This window comes from Pedobacter jaeyakensis (genome assembly GCF_054461315.1).
This window is the reverse complement of record NZ_CM136921.1, coordinates 3,468,909-3,494,846: the sequence shown is the minus strand read 5'-3', so window position 1 is coordinate 3,494,846 and position 25,938 is coordinate 3,468,909. Positions and strand designations below refer to the sequence as shown.

The following is a 25,938-nucleotide window of genomic DNA, read 5'->3' as shown; positions in this document are numbered from 1 at the left end:
CGATGTTGCGTTTTGAAAACATACAATTCCTTTGGGCATTGGCTTTAGTTCCGTTGATGATTATTGTCTTTCTGATCATTAGAAGGTGGAAAAGAAGAGCTTTAAAAGCATTAGGAGACCAGAAGACGGTGAGGATGATGATACCTGAAGTGTCCTTGCGCAGGCCTGGAATAAAGTTCTTACTCTATCTCATTGCTTTTACAGCCATGATATTAGCAGTAGCCAATCCCCAGATTGGTACTAAAATCGAAGAGGGGAAAAAGAGTGGTTCCGATTTGATGATTCTGCTGGATGTATCCAATAGTATGTTGGCAGGAGACTTGGCGCCAAGCCGCCTGGAAAATGCCAAGAGAGCCATCTCGCAAATGATAGATAACCTGCATAACGACAGGGTGGGAATCATCATTTTTGCAGGAGAGGCGTATGTGCAATTGCCGATCACTACCGATTATTCTGCCGCAAAACTATTTTTGAACAACATCAATACAGACATCGTTCCAACGCAGGGTACCGCAATAGGGGCTGCAATTGAAATGGGAATGAAATCATTTAGCCTGGTTAACGGAACAACTAAAGCTATGGTACTGATGACTGATGGTGAGAATCATGAAGATGATGCCGTGGCGGCTGCTAAAGATGCTAATTCAAAAGATGTTGCCATACATGTGATTGGGCTGGGAACACCAGAAGGAGCGCCAATGCCAATCTACAGAAACGGTAACCCGGTCGGTTTCCGTAAAGATGAAAGCGGACAAACCGTAGTTAGTAAGTTGAATGAGGAAATGTGTAAGGAAGTTGCCGCCGCGGGTGGTGGTGTGTATGTGAGGGCATCCAACGCAAACAGCGGCTTAGGTATTGTTATGGATCAGGTGAATAAGATGCAGAAGAAGACTTATGACAGCAAAGTATTCAAAAATTATGAGGATAGATTCCAGTTCTTTTTAGGCATTGCGTTGATTTTGCTGGTTGTAGAATTCTTCATATCCAACAGAAAGAACGTAAAATTGAGTTCATTAAATTTATTTGAAGTTAGGGATATATGAGGCGGATAGTTATAGTCATTTTAATGTTGTTACCCGGAAGTTTGCTGTTTGCACAAAAGGAGAAGCGTGATATTCATAAGGGCAATCAACTGTATCAGCAAAAGAAGTATGCGGAGGCTGAAGAAAGCTACCGAAAATCGGTAGATAAATCGCAGCAATCTGTTCAGGGTAATTTTAATCTTGGAGATGCTTTGTACAAACAGAAAAAGTTTGACAATGCTGCTCAGAAATTTACAGACCTTGCCACCACTTCTAATAATAAAGCTGTTAAAGCACAAGCCTATCATAACCTGGGCAATACCTTGTTAGAATCAAAAAAGCTGGAAGAAAGTATAGAGGCTTATAAAAAGGCGTTGATGAATAATCCTAAGGATGACGAGACCCGGTATAACCTGGCTTACGCGCAGGAGATGCTAAAAAAACAGCAACAGCAAAAGAAGAACGATAAGAATAAAAACGACAAAAATAAAGAGAATAAGGATAAAAATAAAGACCAACAGAATAAAGATAACAAAGACAATAAGGATCCAAATAAGGACAAGGATAAGCAGAATCAGGATAAAAATAAGCAGGACAAGGATACAAATAAGCAAGATCAGCCGCAGCCAGATCAGCTTTCTAAAGAAGATGCTGAGCGGATGCTCGATGCGCTGAACCAGCAAGAGAAAAATACCCAGGATAAATTAAAAAATAAAAAGGCCAAGGGCGCTAAAGGACGAATCGTTAAAGATTGGTAGGTTTGATCTAGAATGAAAATGAAGAAATTAGTATTGTTGCTGTTGTTGTTATGCTCCCGATCGGTAATGGCGGCAGATGTACAATTTACGGCATCAGCAAGTAAAACACAAGTTGCAGTAGGTGAGCTTTTTGAAGTGAGTTTTACGGTTAATGGGCAGATGCAGCGGTTTACTCCGCCATCATTTAGTGGTTTACAAGTAGCGGGTGGACCAAATCAATCATCCAGCATGACGTCAATTAACGGGAATAGCTCAGTTAGTATGGCTTTGAGCTATGACCTTGTGGCGGCACAGGAGGGCGAATATACTATTGGTGCTGCAACAGTTATGGTTGATGGTAAGCAATACAAGTCGAACCCAATTAGAATTAAAGTCGTTAAAGGTAGTGCAGCAGCCCGTGGAAACGGCGGGAATAGTGGGTCTGGCAGCAACGCTAACCCAACAGGTAATTCTACAGATATCTCAAAAAGGCTTTTTATCCGTGCAGCCACAGACAAAACAAATGTTTTCCAGGGTGAGCAATTGGCCGTAACCTATAAGTTGTACACCAATATTGACATTGTAGACAATGGATTGGATAAGCTTCCGGACTTCAATGGATTTTGGAGCCAGGAGATCAAAGTGAATACCCAAAATATAGAATGGACTACTGAAATATACAATGGAGCCAGGTATAATGTGGCGGTTCTCAAAAAGATCCTTTTATATCCCGAGCGATTTGGACGATTAGCATTGGATCCACTTGCCATGACATTTGTAGTCAGGCAAACTGTTCCATCAAACGATCCAATCGATCAGTTTTTTGGTGGTTCAGTACAGGATGTAAAATACAAAGTGAAAAGTTCGCCGATAACCATCAATGTGAAGCCCTTGCCGGAGACTGGTAAACCTGCCGACTTCCAGGGCGCAGTAGGAAACTTTTCAATTAATGCAACAGTAGATAAATCTTCAGTACGCGCTGATGAGGCGATCAATTATAATATTAAAGTATCTGGAACAGGAAACCTCAAATTGCTTAAAGCACCTCAGATTACTGTTGCTGCCAACATAGAAAAGTACGATCCAAAGATAACAGACAACATTACTGAAAGCTTGAGTGGCGCGTCAGGAAGCAGGGAATATAATTTCTTGTTGATACCAAGGCATGAAGGTAATTATACAATTCCACCATTGAAATTCTCTTATTTTAACCCTGCCACTGGAAAATATGTGAGTTTGACTACAGCTGATTTTGCCCTTAAAGTTGCAAAAGGAGTTGGTGGGTCTAATGTAACCGCATTTACGGGCGCGCAGGAGGAAGTAAAAGAATTGGATAAAGACATACGCTTTATTAAAACGTCTGAGGCAGCTCTACATACAGAAGAGGGTGGGTTTTATGGATCTGGCCTCTTTTACTTACTGTTATTTCTGGGTCCTTTGTCCTTTACCGGCGCTATGTTCTACCGCAATTGGTACAGAGAAAGCAATAAGGATGTTGTAAAGTTGAGAAACAGGAATGCCGGTAAAGTAGCATCAAAACATATGGCCAATGCGCAACGCGAGTTACTATCTGGTGATAAAAAGAATTTTTACGAAGCAGTATATAAAGGTATGTATGGCTATTTAAGCGATAAATTTAATATTGAAGCGGCGGATCTCAATCGGGATAACATTACCGCTCAGCTTCAGCAAAGAAATATTGAACAATCCATCATTGATCAGCTTCATGAAACACTGGAGTGGTGTGAAATGGCCAGGTATGCGCCGGTAACTAACCTATCAGAGCAAGAAGTATTTGAAAAATCTAAGCGTATTATTAATGACATTGAAAATGCGTAAATTATTTATCCTGCTATTATTGCTGCCATTTGTTTGTGCAGCCAGCGAAAATTCCGCTGCTATTTTTAATGATGCAAATACTGCTTATACGAAAGGGCAGTATGAGCTTGCCTTAAAGCGCTATCAGCAATTGTTAGATTCTGGCTTCAATTCAAAAGAGGTTTATTATAATTTGGGAAATGCCAATTACAAATTGAACAATTTCGCCCCTGCGATTCTGAACTACGAAAAGGCGTATAAATTAGCGCCTGGCGATGAAGACATTCAAATGAACCTGCGTTTGGCCAATCTTAAAATAACAGATAAGATAGAAGCAGTACCAGAATTTTTTCTCAAGAAATGGTGGATTGGTTTTATCACATCGTTTAGTTTACAGTTGTGGTCTGCATTGGGAGTGATGTTTTTTCTTCTAGGATTTGCGCTGATGATCGTCTATCTTTTTTCACTGCAATTGGCTGTTAAACGGACATCATTTTATTCTGGCCTAACACTGATCCTAGTTGGATTAATTTGTCTTGGTATTGCAAGTGCACAGGACAACTATTTTGAACAGCACAAAGAAGCGATTGTATTCAATGGCGTGGTCAATGTAAAAAGCGCACCCAACGAAAAGCAAAAAACGTTGTTTATTGTTCACGAGGGAACTAAAGTGAGGATTACGGATAGCCGTAGCGAATGGGTAAAGATAGAATTGCCTAATGGCAATGTTGGCTGGATGGAAGAGCTTGCTTTGAAAAAAATTTAAAACCTCATAAAAAAGGCCTCTAAATAATTAGAGGCCTTGTGTGGAGCCGAAGGGGTTCGAACCCTTGTCCAGTTGCGTGGCAAATTATGCCTTCTACATGCTTATTTTCCAATTGATTTTCGGGTTATGGCGGGCTGGAAACCGACCTTACCTTTCACCTTAGGTACTTTATCTCGCAACTGTACCGTACCTTACAATTGCCAGCGTCATTATTTCGATGCCCCAGATTCTGGCCTAAAAACGCGGCAACCAGAGGGACAAAAGCTATTTAATTCTAAATTAAGCAGCTAAGGCGTAGTTATTTTCGCCAATCAAAGTGTGAACGTTCACTTTTAAGTGCTCTCCGTACAACGCACTGCATGCTAACATACGTACCTCCGCCCTGTCAAATCCAAAACGGCCCCGGTAACGTGTCAATGGTGTGTGGCTAACTAATCCTTTCCAACCATTAACACTGCAAAACTACTAAAATTATGCCACAGTTCTACCAGGATATTGCTGCAATGCAACGTCAAGGCAGTCCATTGCCTTGTTAAGATCCTCAGTATTTAACACATACGCCATTCGAACTTCATTTTTTCCTGATCCAGGAGAAGAATAAAATCCTGTAGCGGGTGCCATCATGACCGTTTCTCCATCTTTACTGAAGCTTTCCAGCATCCACTGACAGAATTTATCTGCATCATCGATAGGGAATTTAGCCACTACATAGAATGCTCCACCTGGATTGGGACAAAATACGCCTTCAATAGCATTCAGGCGTTTTACAAGCGTATCTCTGCGTAGGGTATACTCTTTGTTTACCGCTTCAAAATAACTGTCAGGTGTGTCAACTGCCGCAGTTCCGGCTATTTGCTCTACCATACCCGGACTCAATCTTGCTTGCGCAAACTTCAGTCCTGATTGTATAACTTCTTTATTTTTAGTGATTAAGCAACCCAGGCGTGCTCCACAGGCGCTATAGCGCTTAGAAACCGTATCCATGATCACTACATTTTCTTCCAGACCATCTAGGTGCATGGGCGATATAAATTCCCTGCCATCGTAGCAGAACTCCCTGTAAGCTTCATCAGAAAAAAGGAATAAATCGTATTTAAGGCATAATGCTTTCAACGCTTCCAATTCTTCTTTTGAATACAAATAGCCAGTGGGGTTGTTGGGATTACAGATAATGATCGCTTTCGTCTTCTCCGTAATTAACTTTTCAAATTCTGCAATAGGAGGCAAAGCAAATCCTGTCTCAATATAGGATAAGATTGGTTTCACTACTACGTTGCTCATGCAGGCGAAGCCATTATAATTGGCATAAAACGGTTCCGGAATAATAATTTCGTCTCCTTCGTTAACACAGGTTTGCATGGCGATGGTGATGGCTTCAGAACCACCAACAGTTACTAATATATCAGCAGGAGTGATGCCATAACCCAGTTTGTTATAGTACTCAGCTAGCTTAGTGCGATAACTTAACGTACCTTCTGATGGTGTATAAGCCCAAACATCAAAGTCAATGTCTTTGATTGCATTTAGCATACCTTCTGGTGTAGCAATGTCTGGCTGACCAATATTTAGGTGATAAACTTTCTTTCCTTCCTGCTTTGCTTTGTCAGCAAATGGGGTAAGTTTCCTAATAGGAGATGCGGGCATTTGAACCCCTTTGTCTGAAATCTTCGGCATGCCGCAAAAATAAAAAACCTCGTTGACTAACGAGGTTTTTTATTAAAATATCTTTAAAAATATTACTTAGTCGCCGTAGGCAGTGTTGCAACAGATTTTCCCTTAATATAAAGAACTTTAGGATTGATTGCAGCATTTGAAGTAATTGTAACGTTTTTGCTAAACGGTAATGGCTGTGTTGGGTTTGGAGTATAAGTAACAGTAATTACGCCGGTTTCACCTTTTTTTACAGGTGTTTTAGTCCACTGTGGAACTGTACATCCGCATGGCGCAGTTACATTTGTAATGATTAAAGGAGCATCACCGATGTTCTTAAACTTAAATTCAACAGTAGCTGGTTTAGTCATAAGGATATCTCCGAAGTCATATGACTCCTTGTCGAACTTAAAATCCGCAGCTGTTTGTGCATTTACAGCAACACCAAAGCCTAAAATAAGTGTAAATAATAGAATGATCTTTTTCATGTGAGCAAGTTTTAAAACAAATTTAATGTTTTATGTGACAAATCAAAAAGTATTCCAACATATAAATTCCACCCCACATTTAAGTCATACTTTAGATTTTGTGTATCTTTGCTACATAACCGATTTGCTTATGACGCCAAATAGTAAATTTACAACTAACCCAATAGATGCTTCTGAGTTAAGTTTTGATGATTTCAAAACAATTGTGATCAACGACTATAAAATTGCCTTTGAAAGCAGGCAGGCTAGTATATTAGGTCGCAAAGAGGTATTAACGGGAAAGGCGAAGTTTGGTATTTTTGGTGATGGTAAGGAAATTCCTCAGATCGCAATGGCGAAGGCATTTAAGAAGGGAGATTGGCGTTCAGGTTATTACCGGGATCAGACATTTGCTTTTGCTACCGGTATCTGTACGTTAAAGGAATTCTTTGCTCAACTTTACGCAAATCCTAGTTTGGAAGCAGATCCTTCTTCGGGTGGCAGACAGATGAACTGTCATTTTGCTACCCGATCTATTAATGAGGACGGAAGTTTCAAAGACCTTACACAAATCAAAAACTGTTCGTCAGATATTTCACCAACAGGTGGACAAATGGCACGCCTGGTTGGCTTGGCGTACGCATCCAAATTGTACAGGCAAAATAGAGAACTGGATTACCTGACCAATTTTTCTGTTTCAGGCAATGAAGTTGCATTTGGTACCATCGGCAACGCATCAACAGCCGAAGGTGTTTTTTTTGAAGCAATAAATGCTGCGGGAGTATTACAAATCCCGATGGCGATTTCTATATGGGACGATGCTTACGGAATATCCGTTCCAGCAAAATACCAAACGACTAAAGAAGATATCTCTGAAATTCTGAAAGGCTTTCAGAGAGATGAGCATGCTGCAGGCTATGAGATATTTAAGGTGAGAGGATGGGATTACCCAGCCCTTTGCGAGATGTATCAATACGCAATAGAAGTTTGCCGTACGGAACATGTTCCGGTAATGATTCACGTAACAGAAGTTACTCAGCCCCTTGGTCACTCCACGTCTGGTTCTCATGAAAGGTACAAAGATAGTGAGCGCTTAGCGTGGGAAAAAGAATACGATTGTATCGTGCAAATGCGCAAATGGATCTTAGAATCTGCAATTGCAACTGAAGAAGAACTTACTGAACTGGAAGAAACCGCTAAAACATTTGTCAGGGAAACACAACGTGAAGCCTGGAACGAATTTTTAGAAAGTATACAGGAAGAAAAGGAGCAGGCCATCAATATGATTAATGGTATCGCCAACGGCGATGCAGAAGTTTCCAAGATTGCTGCTAAATTGGCTGCTACGCCTGATGCATTGAGAAGAGAGGTAACTTCCTCTGTGAGAAAAGCGTTGCGTTTAACTGCTAGCCAGGAAACACCTGAAAGGAACGAGCTTTTAAAATGGTACAAAGCGCAAAATGAATTGAATGAGGAGCGTTACAACTCCAAATTATTTACAGACGGCGTAGAAAGTCCGCTTTTACTGGAGCCTCTTGCTCCGGAATATAATGATCAAAGTAAAATGGTTGATGGCAGGGAAATCTTAAATGCCTGTTTTGAAGCCAATTTTAAGAGAGACTTGAGGTTAGTTGCATTCGGTGAAGATCTTGGTGCCATTGGTGATGTTAATCAAGGTTTTGCTGGGTTGCAGGCCAAGTTTGGCGACCTCAGGATCAGCGATACCGGAATTAGAGAAATGACAATCATCGGCCAGGGTATTGGTTTAGCATTACGTGGACTAAAACCTATTGCTGAAATTCAATATGTGGATTATTTGCTATATACACTCAACGTGTTAAGTGACGATCTGGCAAGCTTGTCTTACCGGACCAAAGCCGGACAAAAAGCCCCATTGATCATCAGGACCCGCGGTCACCGCTTAGAAGGCGTATGGCACTCCGGTTCTCCTATTTCCATGATACTGGGTTCTTTAAGGGGTCTTCATATTTGCGTGCCACGTAACATGACTCAAGCGGCTGGTATATACAACACTTTATTCAGATCAGATGAGCCGGCATTATTAATAGAATGCTTAAATGGCTATCGCTTAAAGGAAAAGCTTCCGGAAAACGTTGGCGAATACATCGTCCCATTAGGACAAGCCGAAGTAATCAGAGCAGGAACAGACATCACAGTGGTATCTTACGGATCAACTTTAAGGATTGTAGAAGAGGCTGCAGAAGAGTTGGCTAATTTCGGCATTTCAGTAGAGATTATTGATCCTCAAACCTTACTGCCGTTTGATAACGGCCAAATCTGTGCTACTTCACTAAAGAAAACAAATAAATTATTAGTAGTTGATGAGGATGTGCCTGGGGGCGGTGCGGCATTTATTATGCAGCACATACTGGAAAATCAGAATGGTTATTACCATTTGGATGGTCAGCCAAGAACCTTAACTGCAAAAGCGCACAGGCCACCTTACGGTTCTGATGGTGATTATTTCAGTAAGCCTTCTGTTGATGATGTTGTAGAAGCAGTTTATAAAATGATGCATGACCACAATGCAGCTAAATACCCTTCAATATTTTAAGAAACAAAACGAGCAAGCAATTAAAGCTTGCTCGTTTTGTTTCTTAATAAATGATCTGCCAATACCAGCGCGGCCATTGCCTCCACAATAACAACCGCTCTTGGCACTACGCATGGATCATGCCTGCCTTTACCTTTTATCTCCGCTGCTTCACCAGCTGAATTAATAGTTTGCTGATTGTGCATAATCGTGGCAACTGGTTTAAATGCAACTGTGAAATTGATTTCCATGCCATTAGATATGCCTCCCTGAATGCCGCCAGAAAAATTGGTAAGGGTTTTCGGCTGACCGTCGCCTGTTAAAAAGATGTCGTTATGTTCCGAGCCTCTCATTTCGCTGCCGTCAAAGCCAGACCCATATTCAAAACCATGTACCGCATTAATGCTCAACATGGCTTTGCCCAGATCAGCATGAAGCTTATCAAAAACAGGTTCTCCTAATCCTACAGGGCAATTTCTAATGATACAATTGATTTTTCCACCAACCGTATCGCCGTCTTTTCTAACACCGTCGATGAAATCGATCATTTGGTTAGCAGTCGCAGGATCAGCACAACGAACGATGTTTTCTTCGCGTATCGTTAGTAAGTTGTCTATCGTATCATTGGCTAAGTTAGGCGCTTGTATTTTCCCAACAGAAGATACATGCGCAAAAACTTCGATACCATGATGTTTCAACAACAGTTTTGCAATTGCTCCAGCCGCAACGCGTGCAGCTGTTTCCCGCGCAGAAGAGCGACCGCCACCTCTGTGATCCCTGATGCCATACTTAGCATCGTAAGTGTAATCGGCATGAGACGGACGATAAACATCGGTATTGTGACTATAGTCTTTACTTCGCTGGTCTTCATTAGGGATCAGCATGGCAATGGGAGTACCGGTAGCCTTACCCTCAAAAACGCCCGACAAGATTTGCACGGTATCGCTTTCCTTACGTTGAGTAGTAATTTTAGACTGTCCGGGTTTACGTTTGTCTAATTCCGACTGGATAAATACCAGATCTATAGGTAATTGGGCCGGGCAGCCATCTAAAATAACCCCAATGGCCAAACCATGAGATTCTCCAAACGTGCTGATGCGGAACAATTGTCCAAATGAGTTACCTGCCATAATAATATTTTAATGTTCTGTAACTGTAAATCCCGCTTTTTGCAAGTCTTTCCAGAAATCAGGGTAAGATTTTTCCACCACATCCATATCTTCCAACTCTACTTCGTTAATCAACAGTGCAAGCGGGGCAAAAGCCATCGCCATCCTATGATCATCATATGTTTTGAAAGAAACATGATCTGGAAATTGAAGTGAGCTGCAGTTTAGTGTATAAACCTGGTTCTTCTCTATTAACAAGACACCAATCTTAGACAGCTCATTTTGCAGAGCCATTATGCGATCAGTTTCTTTAATTTTCAAAGTCTCCAGGCCTGTAAAGCTTAAGTTTTTGCCCAGTGCTGCAGCGCAAACAACAATCGTTTGTGCTAAATCCGGGCAATCCTTCAGATTCATTACTCCATCAATAAAGTTTTTTTCAATATTTTGTAGAGCAATTCCCTTATCGGTTTTCAAAGTTTGCACACCAAAAGAAACCATGATCTCTCTAATTCTGCTATCACCCTGCAGGCTTTTCTCCTTTAAATAAGGCAAAGCTATCTTGGCCGAATTTGCTAAAGCAGCGATGCTGTACCAATAAGAAGCGGCACTCCAATCTGGTTCCACAGCCAATACAGCATTATTGAAATCTTGTGCCGCAATGGTTATGCTGTTTCCATTCCATTCATGTTTGATACCAGCTTCAGCAAGCATGTCCAAAGTCATGGTCACATAGGGAATGGAGGTTAGGTCGCCAACAATTTCAAGAGTAAGTCCTTGCTCCAAGGTTGGGGCAATCATTAACAAAGCAGAGATATACTGACTGCTTACATCGCCCTTAATTCTAACCGTGTTTGACTGCTGTCTTAAAGGTCCGTTAATCAATAAAGGAGGAAAGCCTTCGTTTTCTGCATAGGATAGGTCTGCACCAATCGCTTTAAGCGCTTCTGCTAAAATACCGATAGGACGCTGTTTCATCCTTTCAGATCCTGTCAGTAAAAACGTACCTGGCTGCGCAGAAAGATATGCCGTTAAAAAACGCATAGCTGTTCCCGCTGGTCCCACATCAACGGTTTGCTGATGTGGGCTGTTCGGCGAGATCTCAGTCAATATCCGGTTTAAAGTCACGGTATCAGCAGCGTCCGACAAGTTGTCGAGTTTCACTGAATTTTTACTTAAAGCACTGATAATTAGCGCCCGGTTGCATTCACTTTTTGAACCTGTAAGGACAATCTCTGCATTAATTTCTTTGCTGCCCTTAAAGGAAACAAGTGCATTCTTCATAATTATTGTAAGCTTTCAGATTTATGGTTTAACTGCATCTGCATGCGCTTCAGCAGCAATTCCTTGTTCTGCCTTACCAGCATTCATAATTTCAGTTTGCTTACGGATAGATTCACCGTGCACTAATTCTAAAAACTTCTCAGTAAAGTTTAAATCAAGCTTTAATGCTTTAGCGAAGGCAGAACCTTTTTGTATGATGGCATCCCAACGATTAACCTGAAGGATAGTTACCTGGTTATCACGTTTAAACTCACCAATTTTACCAACGATAGCCATACGCTCACCTAATTTTTGAAGCAAAACATCATCAATTTTGTCGATTTGCTTACGTAAGTCGGCCAGTTGATCAGTAATTGCAGGGTTAGAAGTTTCAGGCTCACGTACAGTTAAACGATCAGCTAAATCAGAAAGCGCTGCAGGAGTTACTTGTTGTTTTGCATCAGTCCAGGCTACAGAAGGATCAACATGAGATTCGATCATTAGACCTTGCATGTCCAAATCAAGCGCTTTTTGAGCGATGTAAGGAATCAATTCACGATTTCCGCAAATATGACTTGGATCGTTAATGATTGGCAATTCAGGGCATAAAGTTTTCAATTGAATAGCAAGTTCCCACATTGGTTCGTTACGGAAAGAGCTTTTCTCAAATGAAGAGAAGCCACGGTGTATAGCACCTAACTTTGTAATACCTGCACCATTGATACGCTCTAAAGCACCAATCCACAATTGCAAATCAGGGTTTACCGGGTTTTTAACCAATACAGGTATGTCAACACCTTTCAAAGCATCAGCAATTTCCTGAACAGTAAAAGGGTTTACTGTAGAACGTGCACCGATCCAAAGGATATCAACACCAGCAGCTAGAGCTTCTTCAACATGTTTTGCATTGGCAACCTCAACAGCAGTTGGCAATCCGGTTTCCGCTTTCGCTCTTTTCAACCATTCAAGGCCAATACTTCCAATACCTTCAAACTCTCCCGGACGGGTACGTGGTTTCCAGATACCAGCTCTCAATACAGATACTTTACCTGTAGCTGCTAATAGATGAGCAGTAGTTAACAATTGCTCTTCAGTTTCTGCACTGCATGGTCCTGAGATGATTAAAGGTTCATTGTTGATGTTTAGCCAAGTGTTTAATGGCTGAATGTTTAATTGTAATTTCATTGTTTTGGGGTTTGTCTTGTTAATATTTTTTTAAAGGGCCAATTGGTTTAAACGGTATCGTTTTTTTGATATTCGCCCATGATGTTAAAATTCACTGTATATTTTAGCGCTTGTCGCACTGCTTTATCATAACCTTCGGTATTGCTCCAATCTAAGTCTACATAAAAGTAGTATTCATTCCTTTTACCCAGCACAGGCATACTTTGTATTTTTGTTAAGTTTACTTGCTGTTCAGCAAAGATGTTGAGGACTTTAGAAAGCGCCCCTACATGATTGCCCACCTGGAATACGATTGACGATTTATTGATCATGGTTAATTCCTCTGTTTTTTCACGTTTAAGAATCAAGAAACGCGTGTAGTTCTTTTTATTGGACTCAATGCGTCTTTCAATGATGTTTAGGCCATACAATTCTGCAGCAAGCGTATTGGCGATGGCTACAGTATCCGTCAACTGTTCATCCCTGATTTTTTTCGCGCAAGCAGCTGTATCACTACCTTCGATTACCTGGATCTGCGGAAAGGCATCAAAAAAATCAATGCACTGGCGCAAAGCGATAGGATGTGAGGTTGCAAAGCGAATGTCTTCAAACTTTACGCCTGGCAGGGCCATCAAATGCAGCTGTATAGGCAGGTAAACCTCGCCAACCACTGCAAAATTGTATTCACGGATCAACGTGTAATTTGGAAGTAAACTACCAGCTATAGAATTTTCTATTGCCATTACCACAAAATCTGCTTCCTGATTTTGTAGCTTCTCGCAAGTTTGCTTGAAGGAGTTGCATTCCACAGTATGAATTTCATTGCCGAAAAACTTAAAAGCCGCTTCTTCATGAAATGATGCTTTGATACCCTGGATCGCTACTCGTAATTCTTTTTTCATTTTATTAATGCTTTAAACGAAAAAAGTCCCGGCTTTAGGCCGGGACTTTCGTATACATTTATCTTAGTTGATGATGTTACATACTAGCCCCGGCTCTTACTAAAGTAGTAAAAGTAACCAGTCCAATATGTTGTAACGTTCTTCAAAGTTTTCTTTTTTCGTTTTTCCAAATGTACTAACAAAATTTAATTTGTCAATAGCTAATTTAAAAAAATATTTAATTGATATTTGGGTTATGCTTCTGGCGTTCCAACACAGCTCCGGCATCTCTTTCAACACAAAACTTTAAGTAAGGGCATTAGCCCATAAGGAGTAGGGCATCACTGCGAGTAGGCCAGTGTAAATGCTGTACAAACCTTGGGGAACTTCCGGGTTTGGTTCAGGTTATGTTCAGGTCTTCTTCAGGTTATGTTCAGGTTATGTTCAGATTTACCTGACGCTAACCTGAACATAACCTGTAGCTAAGGTGTAGGTAACCTGAAGCAAGTACAGGGTTTCCCCGGAAGTTTGACAGGGATTGAAGAGGGGTTTAACGAAGCCTGTCCGGATGCTGTTAGAACTTTGCCGCCTGGGTGTTGTAATAATCTAAACTTGCCAGTATATCCTTTTCACTAACCCTGCAATTGTAGGCGCATGATCCGATATTGTTCAATAAGGAGAACATAATTTGCCCGTCTTCATTCTTTTTATCGCTTTGCATAAATTCCAGTAATTGCGGAAAGCTTGTTTCTTTAATTCTGTAAGCTGGATATAAACTTAAAAAATATTGGGTGATGTCTTGTAATTCGGTCTCCAACAGACTATTGTTGGTTTGAGATAAATATGCTTCGCAAACCATACCTATGGCTATGGCTTCTCCATGATTTAACGGTTTCTCATCGTTTATTAATGAATAAGTTTCTACGGCATGACCTATAGTGTGCCCATAGTTTAATATTTTTCTTAGACCTCTTTCATGAGGATCCTCAGTAACTACTTCGTTTTTGATCTCAACGGAGCGATAAATAGACTGTGCGTCAATTTGTTTATAATCTACCGATTTTAAGTTTTCGTAATAGGACTTATCAGCAATTAGTCCATGCTTTATCATTTCGGCAAAGCCAGAAAGCAATTCCCTTTCAGATAATGATTTTAAAAAAGCTGTTTCAATAAATACCGATTTAGGCAGGGTAAACGTTCCCACCATGTTTTTAACATTATCGATATCAATTCCTGTTTTACCGCCAACAGAAGCGTCTACTTGCGATAACAGGGTAGTAGGGATGTTGATGAAATCTATACCCCTCTTATAAGTTGAAGCCACAAAACCACCCATATCTGTAATTACGCCACCTCCCAGATTTATCATCAAACACTTTCTGTCAGCCTCAAAATCTAATAAGGTCTTCCAGATTCCTATGCAGAAATCAATGTTTTTGTTTTCTTCTCCCGGATCGGTTTCAATTAAATCGAAAGTTGTATAATCATCCAGCATTTGCTGGAACAGTGGAAGGCAAAGCTCTGCAGTGTTTCTGTCTACAAAGACGAATACCTTGCTATATTTATTGGAATTGATCACTTCAGCGAGGGCTGCTAGGCCAGATTCAAAATAAATGATGTGTCCCGCACTATCCAGGTTTTTCATTAGATAACAGTTATTTTTTGCCCCATAAAATCAATCACATCGCCAACACGAACTTTTAGTCTTTTACGATAATCTACAGTTCCATTATATTTAACGAGCCCGTCTTCCACAACAGTTTGCGCTTCCCCGCCGCTTTGTACGGTTCCAGTGGCCTTGAGCAGCTGAATAAGAGGTATAAATTCACCTTCTAGTTTAAATTCTATCATCTTAAGGCAAACTTACAATTAATTATAAAGTGTTGTACCATGGATAACAGGGGGATTGTATATTTTTGCAAAAAAAACTGGCATTAATGAAGGTATCTCCTAACAAAGAACTCAATTTTGATAATACTGAAATCGCTTTCAAAAGTAAAACTAACGGAGAATTGAATGCAGCCTACTGGTTGTTTAAAATGATTGGCAGCAACTTTCTGGTAAAGGTTGGTCCCCCAGTAACAAATTTCTTCCTAAACATAGGCTTGCCAATTAAAGGGATTATTAAGGCTACCATTTTTAAACATTTTTGCGGAGGGGAAACGATAGGTGAGTGCGAGCATACGATTGCACAGTTGGACGCGGGAAAAGTGGGGACGATATTAGATTATTCAGTAGAGGGTGAAGAAGAGGAGGACGTTTTTGATTATACGGCGGCTGAGATCATCCGGACGGTTGAACGTGCGGCTGGCGATAAAAGGATTCCTATTACGGTATTTAAGATAACCGGGATAGGTAGATTTGGTTTATTTGAAAAGCTGGATGCAAAAAAGGAATTGACCGCTGCAGAGCAAGAAGAATTTGAGAAGGTTAAGAGACGTTGTGAAGCGATTTGCAGAAGGGCTTATGAGCAAAAAGTACCCATCATGATTGATGCAGAAGAAACCTGGATTCAAGACACCATAGATCAGCTTGCCCTGGATATGATGCGAAAGTTTAATAAAGAAGGCATCATCGTTTACAACACCTATCAGCTATATAGACACGACAAGTTGGCCGATATGAAGTCTGACCACCTGATTGCTAAAGCTGAAGGTTTCATTTTAGGGGTGAAGATGGTAAGGGGCGCGTATATGGAAAAAGAGCGTAAACGTGCAGAGGAGATGGGTTATCCTTCGCCGATACAACCTACAAAACAGGCTTCTGATGATGACTACGACGCTTCTTTAAGGTATTGCTTGAAAAACATTGGTGAAGTAGCAATAGTATGTGGTACGCACAATGAGAAAAGTAGCAAGTTGTTGGCAGAGCTGCTTGACGAAAATGGTATTCCACATGATCACCCTCATGTATATTTTGCCCAATTGTTGGGCATGAGCGATAACTTGAGTTTCAACTTATCTGACGCTGGATATAATGTGGCCAAATACGTGCCTTATGGACCAATCAAAGCTGTAATGCCATATTTATTTAGACGTGCACAAGAGAATACGTCGATTTCTGGACAAACGAATAGGGAGCTTGGCCTGATCATTAAAGAGAAGCAACGCAGGCGCGTTTAGAAAATCCAGTGCGTTGGCGCTGGATTTTCTAGCCATCTCGAAACGTCTTCATTATAGCAGTCCATTCTCGACCAGAACGTTTCTTAATTCTTTAGGATTTCTGTCCATTAACAAAGTATGCAGACCTACTTTGGCAGCGCCGACTAAGTGCTGCGGACTGTCATCTATAAACAATGTCTCCTCCGGGTTTAGGTTATTTTCGTCGATTACCTTTTGGAAAATTTCCACGTTTGGCTTTCTCATCAGCATCTGTTGAGAGTAGTAAACCTTTTCAAATAAGTCTTCATTACCTTTTAACTGATATTCTTTTAGCAGATAGTCTGTAAAGAAGTTGTAGTGAATTTCATTGGTATTACTTAACAAAAATGTACGGTACTTCGCTTTAGCTTCTAATAAAGTGTCATGTGCGCTTGGCGGCACGCCTACAAAAATACTGTTCCAGGCTGCATCAATTTGCTCATCACTTAATGATTCGTTGCTTGCTGCTTTCCTGATACCCGTTCTGAATTCGGCTGGGCTGATGGATCCGATCTCCAATTTTGAAAATAATTCATCGTGACCTTTGTGGCCAAAAAAGGATTCAATATTAGGGATACCTAATTGTGCAAGTGCGGTTTGCGCCTTCTTAAAGTCTATTTCGAAGATAACATTGCCATAATCGAAAATAATGTTTTTTATTTTTTGTGCTGAAACTGTTTCCATAATTGAATACAAATATGTAACATTGCACTCGCAAAATCTAATTGATTTTTCAGGGCCATTAGCTCAGCTGGTTAGAGTAGAAGACTCATAATCTTTTGGTCGATGGTTCGAGCCCATCATGGCCCACTGCTTAAAAAGCCGTCTTTCTTTTTAGAAAGACGGCTTTTTCTGTTATTTGTTGCTATAGAATAGGCTTAAATCAGTTGATCTTTTTAATGAACAGCCTTAGCCAATTCACTTAAATCTTAATCCCTGCGGGTTCAGTCTTTCCATTATGGCAGCTGATGCAGGAGATCGCGATTAATTTGCCATCTTCAGATTTCATGTTGTGAAAATATTTTTTGTTGATTTTTGCAGTCATGCGCATCATTTCCCTTGCGGTCACTTTCTCTTTCTTTTCATCACTTGCGAAATCCATTCTCTTCGGATTGTCTTTCATTGGAGCATGGCAAAAATTACACTTTACACCCAAACCAGCTTTAAATCCATCCATTACCTTATCCAAATCATCTTTGCTGATGTTTTTTGGTAACACTTTTAAGTTAGTGAATTTGTGTTCTTGCTGCTTTTGTGGCATCGTAGGAGCTTGCTGTTGGGGCATGAACGCACTTAACAACACTACTGTTGTACCTAATATCGATAGCGTAATGGTTTTTTTATAGTTCATCTACTGAGTTGTTTGTATAAATATAAATATTGTTGGGGTTTATTGTATATTCTAAGTAATAACTAATTGATATTTAGAAGAATTCAAAATAGCCGCTGTTCTTGCCCTTAATCCCGCAAATTTTTAGGTACTTTAAAGAATCAAATGAAATTATGAAACGTATTTATTTATTGTACTTGTCTTTCTTAGCACTTATTGTATCTAGCGCTGGTATTGAGAAGCAGGTTGCACAAGAACCCAATGTTAAGACTTTTAATAATCCGCTTTTGCCTTCAGGCGCAGATCCCTGGAACATTTATAAGGATGGGTATTATTATTATACCCAAAGTACGGGTAACAGGCTGGAGATCTGGAAAACGAAAAACCTGATAGACCTTAAAACAGCAGAGCGAAAAGTAGTATGGAGACCACCCGCAAATACGACGTATTCCAGAGAAATATGGGCGCCAGAGCTCCATTTTCTCAATAAAAAGTGGTATATGTATTTTGCGGCCGACAATGGTAGCAACAACAACCACCGTATGTATGTGGTAGAAAACGCTTCTGCCGATCCGATGAAAGGAAATTGGGAATTTAAAGGTAAGGTTTGCGATAAAACAGATAAATGGGCGATCGATGGCACCGTTTTCGAGTACAAGAAGCAGCTTTACATGCTTTGGTCGGGCTGGGAAGGCGACGCTAACGGCCAGCAAAACATTTATATAGCCCGAATGTCTAACCCTTGGACAATATCCAGTGAGCGGCATTTGTTGTCGTCACCTGCTTATGCCTGGGAGAAAGATGGTTCTTATAACGATCCGCATGTGAGCGTAAACGAAGGGCCTCAAATATTGATGCACAAATCAAAGTTATTTCTTATTTATTCTGCCAGCGGTTGCTGGACAGATTCTTATACGTTAGGAATGCTAACATTTAATGGAACTGGTGATGTGCTTGATCCAAAAGCATGGATTAAAAGCAAGAAGCCGGCATTTGCTAAATCGGTTGAAAACGGCGTTTACGCACCGGGTCACAATTCATTTTTTAAATCTGCAGATGGAAAGGAAGATTGGATCTTATATCACGCTAATGACAGACCGGGACTAGGTTGTGGAAATTACAGGTCTCCAAGGGCACAACGGTTCACCTGGAATAAGGATGGTTCACCTAATTTCGGAACGCCGCTAAGCACAAAAGAAGTTTTGATAACGCCCAATTAATTAAATGCAGCGTATTGGTTAAAACACAAATCTAACAGCATAGATAGTACTATCTGGATCAGAAAGGAAGAGTTATTTGCAATCAGGGTTTAAAGCACAAAATACTTTTTTAGAAGCTCTTCCAGTTCTTTAGGGAACAAGGGCTTCTTTAAAAGCTTAATTACATATGGGTTGGCTTCTGCTTTTTTAATATCTCCAAAATCCAATGTAGAAGAAAGCATTGCAACCAGACATTTTTCAGTTACTGTTTTTGATAATTTCCTAAACAATTCCAGGAACTCAAAGCCATCCATTTCAGGCATTTGAATATCCAAAAGAATAAAATCAGGGAGTTGCTCGGGATCGTCCAAATACTTGGTTAGGTAGGCTAGTCCTTCTTCTCCGGATTGGCAGAGTACGATCTCATCAAACAGTTTAGATATAGTAATGATTTTAGAGTTGATTTTTAAATCAACTTCATTGTCGTCAATTAACAACACTTTTCTCTGCTTATTTAACATTTGGAATCGCTATTTTAAATGTTGTTCCTTCCGAACTATTTGAACTTACAGATATTTTGCCGTCAATTTTTGTCAATGCTTCTTTAACAATGAACAGCCCTAATCCACTACCATGATTGGTTTTTATTTTAAAGAACTGGGTAAATATTTTTTCCAGATGCTCATTTAAAATACCCATACCATTGTCGCTAATGGTTATTTCGGCCTCATTGGGCATCACGTTAACTTGTATTTCTACCTTTTTATTTTGTTCGTCTTCTTTTTGATATTTTATAGCATTGGAGATCAGGTTCCCTAGAATTACTTCAATCCTAAACGCATCCCCGTAAAATGGTATGTCCTGATTAATGTCGGTATGAAAACAGGTTTCTTTATCAGTGTAGGAGTAAACATCAATAAGTTCAGGTATTAGGGCTTTAAAATCAATTTGTGTATGCTCAGATTGCGTTTTATTATTTTTGTAATATTGAAGGGTTTTTTGAACATAGTAGTCCAGTTTATTGGAACATGTTTCTATGAGTGGCCAATATTCTCCACTGGATTCATATAACCCTTCCATCTTTACCAGGTTAACTATTCCCATTGCAGAGACTAGTGGTGCCCGTAATTCATGGGATATGCTATATATAAAGCGGTTGAGCTCATCATTTGTTTTTTCCAGTTCAGCGATCTTGTTTTTGAGATCTATTTTAGATTTGTAAGCATCGTAAGCGTTTTTTATAGAGTTGTGCAATTCCAGGTCGTTCCATGGTTTAGTGATGTATCGGTAAATATCTCCATGGTTAATTGCATCAGCGAGCGCTTCTATATCTGTATAACCAGTTAGTAAGATACGGACCGGGTCCGGAAATGTAGTGGCAATACTTTTAAAAAACTCAACACCAGTTATCTGTGGCATTTTTTGATCGGCAATGATCACATGTACAGAAACGTTTTCTAAAATTTTCAATCCCTCAACTGCAGAATTGGCTGTATAAATCTCATACTGTCGCCTAAATCCGGCTTTAAAGGAATGGAGATTGTTCTCTTCATCGTCAATATACAGAACCCTTACCGTTGTTGCATCCATATTAAAGGTGTTTATTTGGAGTTTATAGGCAATGTAATAATAAATTCTGTACCATGATTTATTTTTGTTACAACATCTATATTTCCGTGATGGTTCTCGATTATTCTAAACACTATCGACAATCCGAGGCCGGTTCCTTCTCCAACATCTTTGGTGGTATAAAATGGCTCAAAAATGCGCTGTTTTACTTCATCAGGCATTCCAGTTCCTGAATCCTTGATGCTGACTTTAACATTTTCACCATCCTGCCAGGTTCTGATAGTCAATAAACCTTCCTCATCCTTTGGATCTTTAGATTTAATTGCATGCACCGCATTCGTAATTAAGTTCATGAACACCTGGTTTATCTTGCCTGGCAAACATTCTACGTTTGGTATTTCGCCAAAGTCTTTTACGACCGTTAAATGGTCTGGGAAAGTGTTTTTGACCAGTACAAGGGTAGAAGCAAGGCCTTCGTTCAAATCAACCGGTTTAGTATCATTCTCATCAAGACGACTGAAGTTTTTTAGACTTCTAATAATTTCTGCAGTTCTTCTTGCACCTTCTCCAATACCCGATAAAAGCGATTTAATTTCCTCTCTTACAAAGACAATATCAATCTGGCGTTTAAATGATTCAATCTTAGCAATCTGAGGCTCAATTTCCTGATTCATATCCAGCTTCTCATACATATTGATCACAGTATCCAGATCAAGTATGTCCAGCTCGAGCGGTTTAATGTTTGAAGTTACAAAGTTGATAGGGTTGTTAATTTCATGGGCAATACCTGCGGTGAGCTGACCTAATCCGGCCATTTTCTCTGAGTCTACCAGCTGACTTTGCGCTTCTTTCAAATCGCTCAGAGTAGTATTCAAAGTGTCGTTAGCTAATTCTAACTCTTCGGTGCGCTCTTTAACTTTAATTTCCAAAACAACGTTTTGTTCACGTACTAAGCGCTCATTTTCTGTAATTGCTTTTAGCGCTTCAGCCTGAGATTGTTCCTTTTCCTTTTTAAATACATTGATCTTGTCGGCAAGAGCGAAAGATAGCAATGTCACTTCCAGTGCAGATCCAAAAGGCATAGTGTAGTAAGTTAAATCATTATATGGAAGTACGCCAAAGTCTTTCAGCGTATAGATAATGATACCTACCAGGAAAACCGACCAGGCCACTAAAAAGAATGTTGCCGGACGATAACCTTTCTTACTAATCATCACAGCCATTGAGAACATATACATGGAAGTAACGGAGGCTGCAACTTCTATGAGTCTGAAAGAAAGCGCAAACTCGCCAAAAAGTGCAAGTACAAATCCAGATAGATAGAATAAGATGAAGAAAATAGAAAACCGATCAACTTTGGGCAGGAATTCTTTTGTTCTTAGAAATACACGTTCAAACTGCAGGCCCGTTATACCCACCAATATAGTGAGCGTAAAGGGACTGTAGAGGGCAAGCGTGCTGTTATTTGGCCAGAGAAATTGGAATGTAAACCCCTGAATGCTGATCTGGATGAGAATTACTGCTATAATATATGCTACGTAGTATAGATAGCTTTTATCTCTAACTGTAAAGTAAATAAATATGTTATATAGCAGCATGGAAAGCATGATGCCGATGTAAAGCCCAGATACGAGGAATTTATTTTGAGAGGCTTCCAGTATAACCTTTTCATTCCCTATAAACATAGGAAGCTGAATGTTGTCTGTGCTTACAACCTTCACATAATAAGTGGCTTTGCTTCCTACAGGTATGTTGAGCTTAAAAATAAACGATGGGTCCTTGTTATAAATTCTCTCATGAAAAGGGAAAGCCTCACCCAGATTAGTAACATGATAGGTGTTGTTTTCAAGTTTGGAATACAAGGATATTCTATCCAGTACCGGCTGGTCTATCTGCAGATTGAGATGACTATCGTCGCTATTATTCACCACAGTGAACCGCAGCCAAACAGCATCTTTAACGACACCGAAGTTTGGTACCTGACTATTGCTTTTAATAAAGCCGGTCTCTTTCACAATGTCATCTATGGTAAGATCCTTTGTCTTATCAATAAAATAAGATAGATCGCCTCCGATGCTAATTCGCGGGCCATTGGTGTTTACAATGATTTCATTTGCAAAAGCATGTGATAGGCAGCTTATAAAAAGCAATCCAAATAACACCCATTTTTTTATTGTCATGATGTTGTCGCTTGTGGTGGAATCACTAAATTATAATTAATATCGACAGTACCATCTTTTGAGGGTTCAGTAAATAATTGTATGGGATTACTTCTGAGACTGATCATACGTTCACGATCATAATCATGAGCCGTTTCAAGAGCTTTCGCATTCAAAATACCCAATACCCAGGCAATATAATTTTCATTAGGATATACAAATTCCCCGCCTTTGCCCAGGGTATTGTCAACAACGAAACCTACCTGGTTGAACATTTTCAGTGTATAACCTGCACATATTCCCAGAAGGGTTTTACAGGTAAGCTGGTTGGTTATGGAAATTCCTGCCCGAGTTAACAAAATGCTTATTCCCATTCCCGCTACACTCTTGGCATTCCACAGGCCGCATAACTCGCCAACCCCTTCAGGGATGTAATGTTTTACAATCTCGTACAATGAAGGATCCATGTAACCTACAGCTTTTTCCACAGGCAACTGATTAACCCCATCAGCAATCTGCACCCTGATGCCCCCTACCAGTTCACCATTCTCATCTTCCGCGACTACTCCATAAACACAATCCATAAACATCCACAGATTATTGTTAGATGTAATGTTTGTAATGCCATAATCCTGAAGCACACTGACGTGGCCTTTGATGTATTTTTCGCAGGTTTCAGGATCGTGAGTGGCTTTGAAAGCCCTGAATGTTATCATATGTTAGTTAAACTTTAGGACATCTTCAAGTGGTTTCCTAAAGGATCTTACAGATGCTTCATCAGCGTAAGATAAACGGAAAATAAAGATACCCTGTCTGTCTTTCAATATCGGAAATACTTCTAATAATTCGTTCTGTAAACTGTTTAATTCTTCTAACATCTGATCCGTTAAGCCCTCGCCGTTGCTGTGGTTTAGCCTGGCGAACAAAAATAGCGGTGCAGAGATAGGGTGAAAGGCAATTCCTTTTAAATTTGCATCAAGCCATACGTTTTGTACGGCTTGCCCGCCATTAACAAAGTTATCGGCATCATACTCTGGCATAGTAATCAATCCGATACCCGCAGAAGTCACAATTGCACCTTTAGATAATTTTTCGAAAGCTGCGCCGCCGCCCCATTCGTTAAGTAGGTTAATCACTTCCTTATTTTTGGCGACAATCAAACCAGCCCTGTCTGATTCAGAAAGCTCCATGCTTCGCACGTCGAGACCGGTTTTGGTTTCAAGGACATCCTTTTCGGTCCACCGCAACTCTTTGGTATAAAAGTCGTGATGTCCTTGAGGGTACAAAAAGCGGATCCGCTCGACAGCAGAAACAATGTCTGCGACCTTTTTAACTTGATCTATGTCGTCGATAATCTCCAGGCTGGCTGATCCTACCGACCGTACGCTCTCCTGTAGTTCTCTATAGACGCTTTGCTGTATCTTTTGCCCGTTTCCTTTTTTTCTGTTAGTCAACCTGAGTGACATGCCTCCCGCAAGATCAGGGCGGTAGGGGTTTTCAGTTTTAGAAAATGAAAAAGCAGCTACTAAACGCTTGTTGTTTTGGTTCGGAAATAGAACAGGAGCTACGCTTAACCCTAACTTTCCTGATGCTATTTTGAGGTTCTCAATTGCCGCACCAAAAGAAATATTTGATGTTATTTGGTCAAAATCTCCCCAAGAAATGGATTCTTGTTCATCATGGAACAAATAGAGTTTGCCATTATCAGAATACCAGATCCATGGCTGGTTATTACCCGCAGAGGGTGCTAAAACTGCTGCAGAGACCAATTGTTCAATTTGCGCATTCTCAAGTGATAAGGTCTCTGTGTTAAGTTGCTGTATCGCTTCCTGCATTTCTTTTTGAGTAAGCGTTTCGGCTTTCAAATCTACTGCGTCATATTGATTAGCCGTAGCTTTAGGGGCTTTATCTCCAATCAACTCTTCCATATCCACCCAGTAACGCCCGGATTCGTGGTATTGATCAAGGAAAATCCTCCTGGTAACGTCTGCACATAATGCACCCCCGAGCGCAACCCCTGAAGCGAGCTGAGGCCAGGTAGTTATGGTTTGTCCAACTTCGCACATCGATGCTTGCAAACGGTTTGACAGTGTTTCGACACCAATAATAGCCAACATGTAAGGGATTTTCTCTTCATTAGTGGTCATGTTCTTAGCCTTAGAATGGTCAAGGTGATCAATCATGCCATGTAAAATCGGACGGTCGGGTTCAAGATCAAAGCGTTCTATATCCATTGTGCCCCGGTCATTCATATCCATAACCACAGGAATATGAAGTGATTTTGCTTTATGCCTTAATAGTATCTTAATATCAATTCCGTCACATTCATCGATTACCACATCCAGGTTGCCACCTCCAGAGAAAAAACGATCCATGTTTTCTTCTGTCAAGCCATCTGTAAAGCAAACTACTTTCAGATAAGGATCAATTTCTTTGATTTCCCTTGCAACGATGATAACTTTGGATAAACCCAGGTTTTGAACACCTGTTCGAATACGGTTAATATTTGTAAGTTCAAGCAAGTCGAAATCTGCAAGTCTGATTTCACCGAAGCCTCTTTCCATTGCCATGGTAACGGCCACCGATTGGCCCACAGATAGGCCAACGACGCCAATCTTTTTCTTACCTAAAAGGTTCCGTTCTTCCCTGGTAATTTTATAAACATTTCTATTGGTTCTAACCTCAATATATTCCTCTTCATCAAGGATGTGTACTAACCTGTCAGACCATGGAAAATAAGCCCATACGCCATACTCTTGCATAGACAAGTTTCCAATGTGTTCTGCTTTAAGTTTTTCAAGCTCTTGAGGTTCAGGTTTTCTCTTTGGATGCTTGGATTTTATTAAGTCGTCCAGCTGGGTAGACAACTGGTCATGAATCTTAATATGAGGTTTTTCTTTTAATAATTCTTCAAGTCTCTTTTTATCATCTTCCAGGTAAATTCTAAAGAATGAGGGTTCGGTAGAAAGGTGATCTTCTGGTGTCTGATTATCAAGTATCAACATGTGTTTGCTAGTTAATTATCAATAAGGTTTGATTACATTTATTACAAAAATAGCTATATTTACCAAATAAATTAGTGTAATCGTAGGGATTTAGCCAATTTCGCATAA

Annotated in this window: 22 protein-coding genes, 1 tRNA gene and 1 other RNA gene; 8 read left to right on the top strand and 16 right to left on the bottom strand. The window is 40.2% G+C overall.

What is annotated here, in order from left to right:
• The first annotated feature begins 2 nt into the window (after positions 1 to 2).
• The 4 genes from ACXZ1K_RS15555 to ACXZ1K_RS15540 are packed head-to-tail and all read left to right on the top strand — an operon-like array spanning position 3 to position 4,343.
• Positions 3 to 1,043: a vWA domain-containing protein gene (locus tag ACXZ1K_RS15555; protein WP_458970593.1), complete on the top strand. Its 1,041-nt coding sequence runs from the start codon at positions 3 to 5 to the stop codon at positions 1,041 to 1,043.
• A gap of 23 nt (positions 1,044 to 1,066) precedes the next feature.
• Positions 1,067 to 1,780 (top strand): tetratricopeptide repeat protein, encoded by a 714-nt coding sequence (locus tag ACXZ1K_RS15550; RefSeq protein ID WP_458970592.1) that lies wholly within the window; start codon positions 1,067 to 1,069, stop codon positions 1,778 to 1,780.
• 18 nt (positions 1,781 to 1,798) lie between these two features.
• Positions 1,799 to 3,598, top strand: a complete 1,800-nt coding sequence (locus ACXZ1K_RS15545) for a BatD family protein (protein ID WP_458970591.1) — start codon at positions 1,799 to 1,801, stop codon at positions 3,596 to 3,598.
• On the top strand, positions 3,591 to 4,343 hold the full coding sequence (locus ACXZ1K_RS15540) for a tetratricopeptide repeat protein (RefSeq protein ID WP_458970590.1): 753 nt from the start codon (positions 3,591 to 3,593) through the stop codon (positions 4,341 to 4,343). Before ACXZ1K_RS15545 ends, ACXZ1K_RS15540 begins: the two co-directional genes overlap by 8 nt.
• Before the next feature lie 38 nt (positions 4,344 to 4,381).
• Here the strand turns inward: ACXZ1K_RS15540 and ssrA are convergent.
• From ssrA to ACXZ1K_RS15525, 3 genes are all read right to left on the bottom strand, one after another.
• Positions 4,382 to 4,747: a transfer-messenger RNA gene (gene ssrA / locus ACXZ1K_RS15535) on the bottom strand.
• 67 nt (positions 4,748 to 4,814) lie between these two features.
• Entirely contained in the window at positions 4,815 to 6,017 is a 1,203-nt protein-coding gene (locus tag ACXZ1K_RS15530; protein WP_458970589.1) for a pyridoxal phosphate-dependent aminotransferase, read from the bottom strand.
• A 62-nt stretch (positions 6,018 to 6,079) separates the two neighbouring features.
• Positions 6,080 to 6,481 carry a DUF1573 domain-containing protein gene (locus ACXZ1K_RS15525; protein ID WP_458970588.1) on the bottom strand — a complete coding sequence of 134 codons (402 nt, stop codon included), beginning with the start codon at positions 6,479 to 6,481 and terminating at the stop codon, positions 6,080 to 6,082.
• 130 nt (positions 6,482 to 6,611) lie between these two features.
• Between ACXZ1K_RS15525 and ACXZ1K_RS15520 the strand changes: the two genes are divergently transcribed.
• Positions 6,612 to 9,035: an alpha-ketoacid dehydrogenase subunit alpha/beta gene (locus ACXZ1K_RS15520; protein WP_458970587.1), complete on the top strand. Its 2,424-nt coding sequence runs from the start codon at positions 6,612 to 6,614 to the stop codon at positions 9,033 to 9,035.
• A gap of 20 nt (positions 9,036 to 9,055) precedes the next feature.
• Here the strand turns inward: ACXZ1K_RS15520 and aroC are convergent, their stop codons facing one another.
• From aroC to ACXZ1K_RS15490, 6 genes are all read right to left on the bottom strand, one after another.
• Positions 9,056 to 10,144, bottom strand: a complete 1,089-nt coding sequence (gene aroC, locus ACXZ1K_RS15515; RefSeq protein ID WP_458970586.1) for a chorismate synthase — start codon at positions 10,142 to 10,144, stop codon at positions 9,056 to 9,058.
• Between the two features lie 9 nt (positions 10,145 to 10,153).
• On the bottom strand, positions 10,154 to 11,404 hold the full coding sequence (aroA, locus tag ACXZ1K_RS15510; protein WP_458970585.1) for a 3-phosphoshikimate 1-carboxyvinyltransferase: 1,251 nt from the start codon (positions 11,402 to 11,404) through the stop codon (positions 10,154 to 10,156).
• A gap of 21 nt (positions 11,405 to 11,425) precedes the next feature.
• Entirely contained in the window at positions 11,426 to 12,568 is a 1,143-nt protein-coding gene (locus tag ACXZ1K_RS15505; RefSeq protein WP_458970584.1) for a chorismate mutase, read from the bottom strand.
• A gap of 47 nt (positions 12,569 to 12,615) precedes the next feature.
• Complete coding sequence (locus ACXZ1K_RS15500; RefSeq protein ID WP_458970583.1) at positions 12,616 to 13,449, bottom strand: prephenate dehydratase; 834 nt, start codon at positions 13,447 to 13,449, stop codon at positions 12,616 to 12,618.
• Positions 13,450 to 14,002: 553 nt separating this feature from the next.
• Entirely contained in the window at positions 14,003 to 15,073 is a 1,071-nt protein-coding gene (aroB, locus tag ACXZ1K_RS15495; protein ID WP_458970582.1) for a 3-dehydroquinate synthase, read from the bottom strand.
• A complete protein-coding gene (locus ACXZ1K_RS15490; protein WP_458970581.1) occupies positions 15,073 to 15,279 on the bottom strand; it encodes an RNA-binding S4 domain-containing protein in 207 nt (68 codons plus the stop codon). Before ACXZ1K_RS15490 ends, aroB begins: the two co-directional genes overlap by 1 nt.
• Before the next feature lie 86 nt (positions 15,280 to 15,365).
• Here ACXZ1K_RS15490 and ACXZ1K_RS15485 point away from each other — a divergent pair, with 86 nt between their 5' ends.
• On the top strand, positions 15,366 to 16,550 hold the full coding sequence (locus tag ACXZ1K_RS15485; RefSeq protein ID WP_458970580.1) for a proline dehydrogenase family protein: 1,185 nt from the start codon (positions 15,366 to 15,368) through the stop codon (positions 16,548 to 16,550).
• Positions 16,551 to 16,601: 51 nt separating this feature from the next.
• On the opposite strand, the gene ACXZ1K_RS15480 is transcribed toward ACXZ1K_RS15485, so the two are convergent.
• Entirely contained in the window at positions 16,602 to 17,252 is a 651-nt protein-coding gene (locus ACXZ1K_RS15480; RefSeq protein WP_458970579.1) for an HAD family hydrolase, read from the bottom strand.
• Positions 17,253 to 17,304: 52 nt separating this feature from the next.
• On the opposite strand from ACXZ1K_RS15480, the gene ACXZ1K_RS15475 reads away from it, so the two are divergent.
• Positions 17,305 to 17,378, top strand: a tRNA-Ile gene (locus ACXZ1K_RS15475).
• A 112-nt stretch (positions 17,379 to 17,490) separates the two neighbouring features.
• Here the strand turns inward: ACXZ1K_RS15475 and ACXZ1K_RS15470 are convergent.
• Complete coding sequence (locus ACXZ1K_RS15470) at positions 17,491 to 17,919, bottom strand: c-type cytochrome (protein ID WP_458970578.1); 429 nt, start codon at positions 17,917 to 17,919, stop codon at positions 17,491 to 17,493.
• Positions 17,920 to 18,071: 152 nt separating this feature from the next.
• Between ACXZ1K_RS15470 and ACXZ1K_RS15465 the strand changes: the two genes are divergently transcribed.
• Positions 18,072 to 19,118 (top strand): glycoside hydrolase family 43 protein, encoded by a 1,047-nt coding sequence (locus ACXZ1K_RS15465; protein WP_458970577.1) that lies wholly within the window; start codon positions 18,072 to 18,074, stop codon positions 19,116 to 19,118.
• An 89-nt stretch (positions 19,119 to 19,207) separates the two neighbouring features.
• On the opposite strand, the gene ACXZ1K_RS15460 is transcribed toward ACXZ1K_RS15465, so the two are convergent.
• The 5 genes from ACXZ1K_RS15460 to ACXZ1K_RS15440 are packed head-to-tail and all read right to left on the bottom strand — an operon-like array spanning position 19,208 to position 25,830.
• Positions 19,208 to 19,618, bottom strand: a complete 411-nt coding sequence (locus ACXZ1K_RS15460; RefSeq protein ID WP_458970576.1) for a response regulator — start codon at positions 19,616 to 19,618, stop codon at positions 19,208 to 19,210.
• Positions 19,608 to 20,687 carry a hybrid sensor histidine kinase/response regulator gene (locus tag ACXZ1K_RS15455; RefSeq protein ID WP_458970575.1) on the bottom strand — a complete coding sequence of 360 codons (1,080 nt, stop codon included), beginning with the start codon at positions 20,685 to 20,687 and terminating at the stop codon, positions 19,608 to 19,610. Before ACXZ1K_RS15455 ends, ACXZ1K_RS15460 begins: the two co-directional genes overlap by 11 nt.
• Before the next feature lie 11 nt (positions 20,688 to 20,698).
• Positions 20,699 to 22,846 carry a sensor histidine kinase gene (locus ACXZ1K_RS15450; protein ID WP_458970574.1) on the bottom strand — a complete coding sequence of 716 codons (2,148 nt, stop codon included), beginning with the start codon at positions 22,844 to 22,846 and terminating at the stop codon, positions 20,699 to 20,701.
• Positions 22,843 to 23,541 (bottom strand): hypothetical protein, encoded by a 699-nt coding sequence (locus ACXZ1K_RS15445; RefSeq protein ID WP_458970573.1) that lies wholly within the window; start codon positions 23,539 to 23,541, stop codon positions 22,843 to 22,845. The genes ACXZ1K_RS15450 and ACXZ1K_RS15445 overlap by 4 nt, the downstream gene beginning before the upstream one ends.
• A 3-nt stretch (positions 23,542 to 23,544) precedes the next feature.
• Positions 23,545 to 25,830, bottom strand: coding sequence for an Rv1355c family protein (locus ACXZ1K_RS15440; RefSeq protein WP_458970572.1), 2,286 nt, complete (start codon positions 25,828 to 25,830; stop codon positions 23,545 to 23,547).
• Positions 25,831 to 25,938: the final 108 nt, after the last annotated feature.

Excerpts from the sequence above, each read along its gene's own strand:
- ACXZ1K_RS15555 (WP_458970593.1), top strand. The coding sequence starts at position 3 with ATGTTGCGTTTTGAAAACATACAATTCCTTTGGGCATTGGCTTTAGTT.
- ACXZ1K_RS15550 (WP_458970592.1), top strand. The coding sequence starts at position 1,067 with ATGTTGTTACCCGGAAGTTTGCTGTTTGCACAAAAGGAGAAGCGTGAT.
- ACXZ1K_RS15545 (WP_458970591.1), top strand. The coding sequence starts at position 1,799 with ATGAAGAAATTAGTATTGTTGCTGTTGTTGTTATGCTCCCGATCGGTA.
- ACXZ1K_RS15540 (WP_458970590.1), top strand. The coding sequence starts at position 3,591 with ATGCGTAAATTATTTATCCTGCTATTATTGCTGCCATTTGTTTGTGCA.
- ACXZ1K_RS15530 (WP_458970589.1), bottom strand. The coding sequence starts at position 6,017 with ATGCCGAAGATTTCAGACAAAGGGGTTCAAATGCCCGCATCTCCTATT.
- ACXZ1K_RS15525 (WP_458970588.1), bottom strand. The coding sequence starts at position 6,481 with ATGAAAAAGATCATTCTATTATTTACACTTATTTTAGGCTTTGGTGTT.
- ACXZ1K_RS15520 (WP_458970587.1), top strand. The coding sequence starts at position 6,612 with ATGACGCCAAATAGTAAATTTACAACTAACCCAATAGATGCTTCTGAG.
- aroC (WP_458970586.1), bottom strand. The coding sequence starts at position 10,144 with ATGGCAGGTAACTCATTTGGACAATTGTTCCGCATCAGCACGTTTGGA.
- aroA (WP_458970585.1), bottom strand. The coding sequence starts at position 11,404 with ATGAAGAATGCACTTGTTTCCTTTAAGGGCAGCAAAGAAATTAATGCA.
- ACXZ1K_RS15505 (WP_458970584.1), bottom strand. The coding sequence starts at position 12,568 with ATGAAATTACAATTAAACATTCAGCCATTAAACACTTGGCTAAACATC.
- ACXZ1K_RS15500 (WP_458970583.1), bottom strand. The coding sequence starts at position 13,449 with ATGAAAAAAGAATTACGAGTAGCGATCCAGGGTATCAAAGCATCATTT.
- aroB (WP_458970582.1), bottom strand. The coding sequence starts at position 15,073 with ATGAAAAACCTGGATAGTGCGGGACACATCATTTATTTTGAATCTGGC.
- ACXZ1K_RS15490 (WP_458970581.1), bottom strand. The coding sequence starts at position 15,279 with ATGATAGAATTTAAACTAGAAGGTGAATTTATACCTCTTATTCAGCTG.
- ACXZ1K_RS15485 (WP_458970580.1), top strand. The coding sequence starts at position 15,366 with ATGAAGGTATCTCCTAACAAAGAACTCAATTTTGATAATACTGAAATC.
- ACXZ1K_RS15480 (WP_458970579.1), bottom strand. The coding sequence starts at position 17,252 with ATGGAAACAGTTTCAGCACAAAAAATAAAAAACATTATTTTCGATTAT.
- ACXZ1K_RS15470 (WP_458970578.1), bottom strand. The coding sequence starts at position 17,919 with ATGAACTATAAAAAAACCATTACGCTATCGATATTAGGTACAACAGTA.
- ACXZ1K_RS15465 (WP_458970577.1), top strand. The coding sequence starts at position 18,072 with ATGAAACGTATTTATTTATTGTACTTGTCTTTCTTAGCACTTATTGTA.
- ACXZ1K_RS15460 (WP_458970576.1), bottom strand. The coding sequence starts at position 19,618 with ATGTTAAATAAGCAGAGAAAAGTGTTGTTAATTGACGACAATGAAGTT.
- ACXZ1K_RS15455 (WP_458970575.1), bottom strand. The coding sequence starts at position 20,687 with ATGGATGCAACAACGGTAAGGGTTCTGTATATTGACGATGAAGAGAAC.
- ACXZ1K_RS15450 (WP_458970574.1), bottom strand. The coding sequence starts at position 22,846 with ATGACAATAAAAAAATGGGTGTTATTTGGATTGCTTTTTATAAGCTGC.
- ACXZ1K_RS15445 (WP_458970573.1), bottom strand. The coding sequence starts at position 23,541 with ATGATAACATTCAGGGCTTTCAAAGCCACTCACGATCCTGAAACCTGC.
- ACXZ1K_RS15440 (WP_458970572.1), bottom strand. The coding sequence starts at position 25,830 with ATGTTGATACTTGATAATCAGACACCAGAAGATCACCTTTCTACCGAA.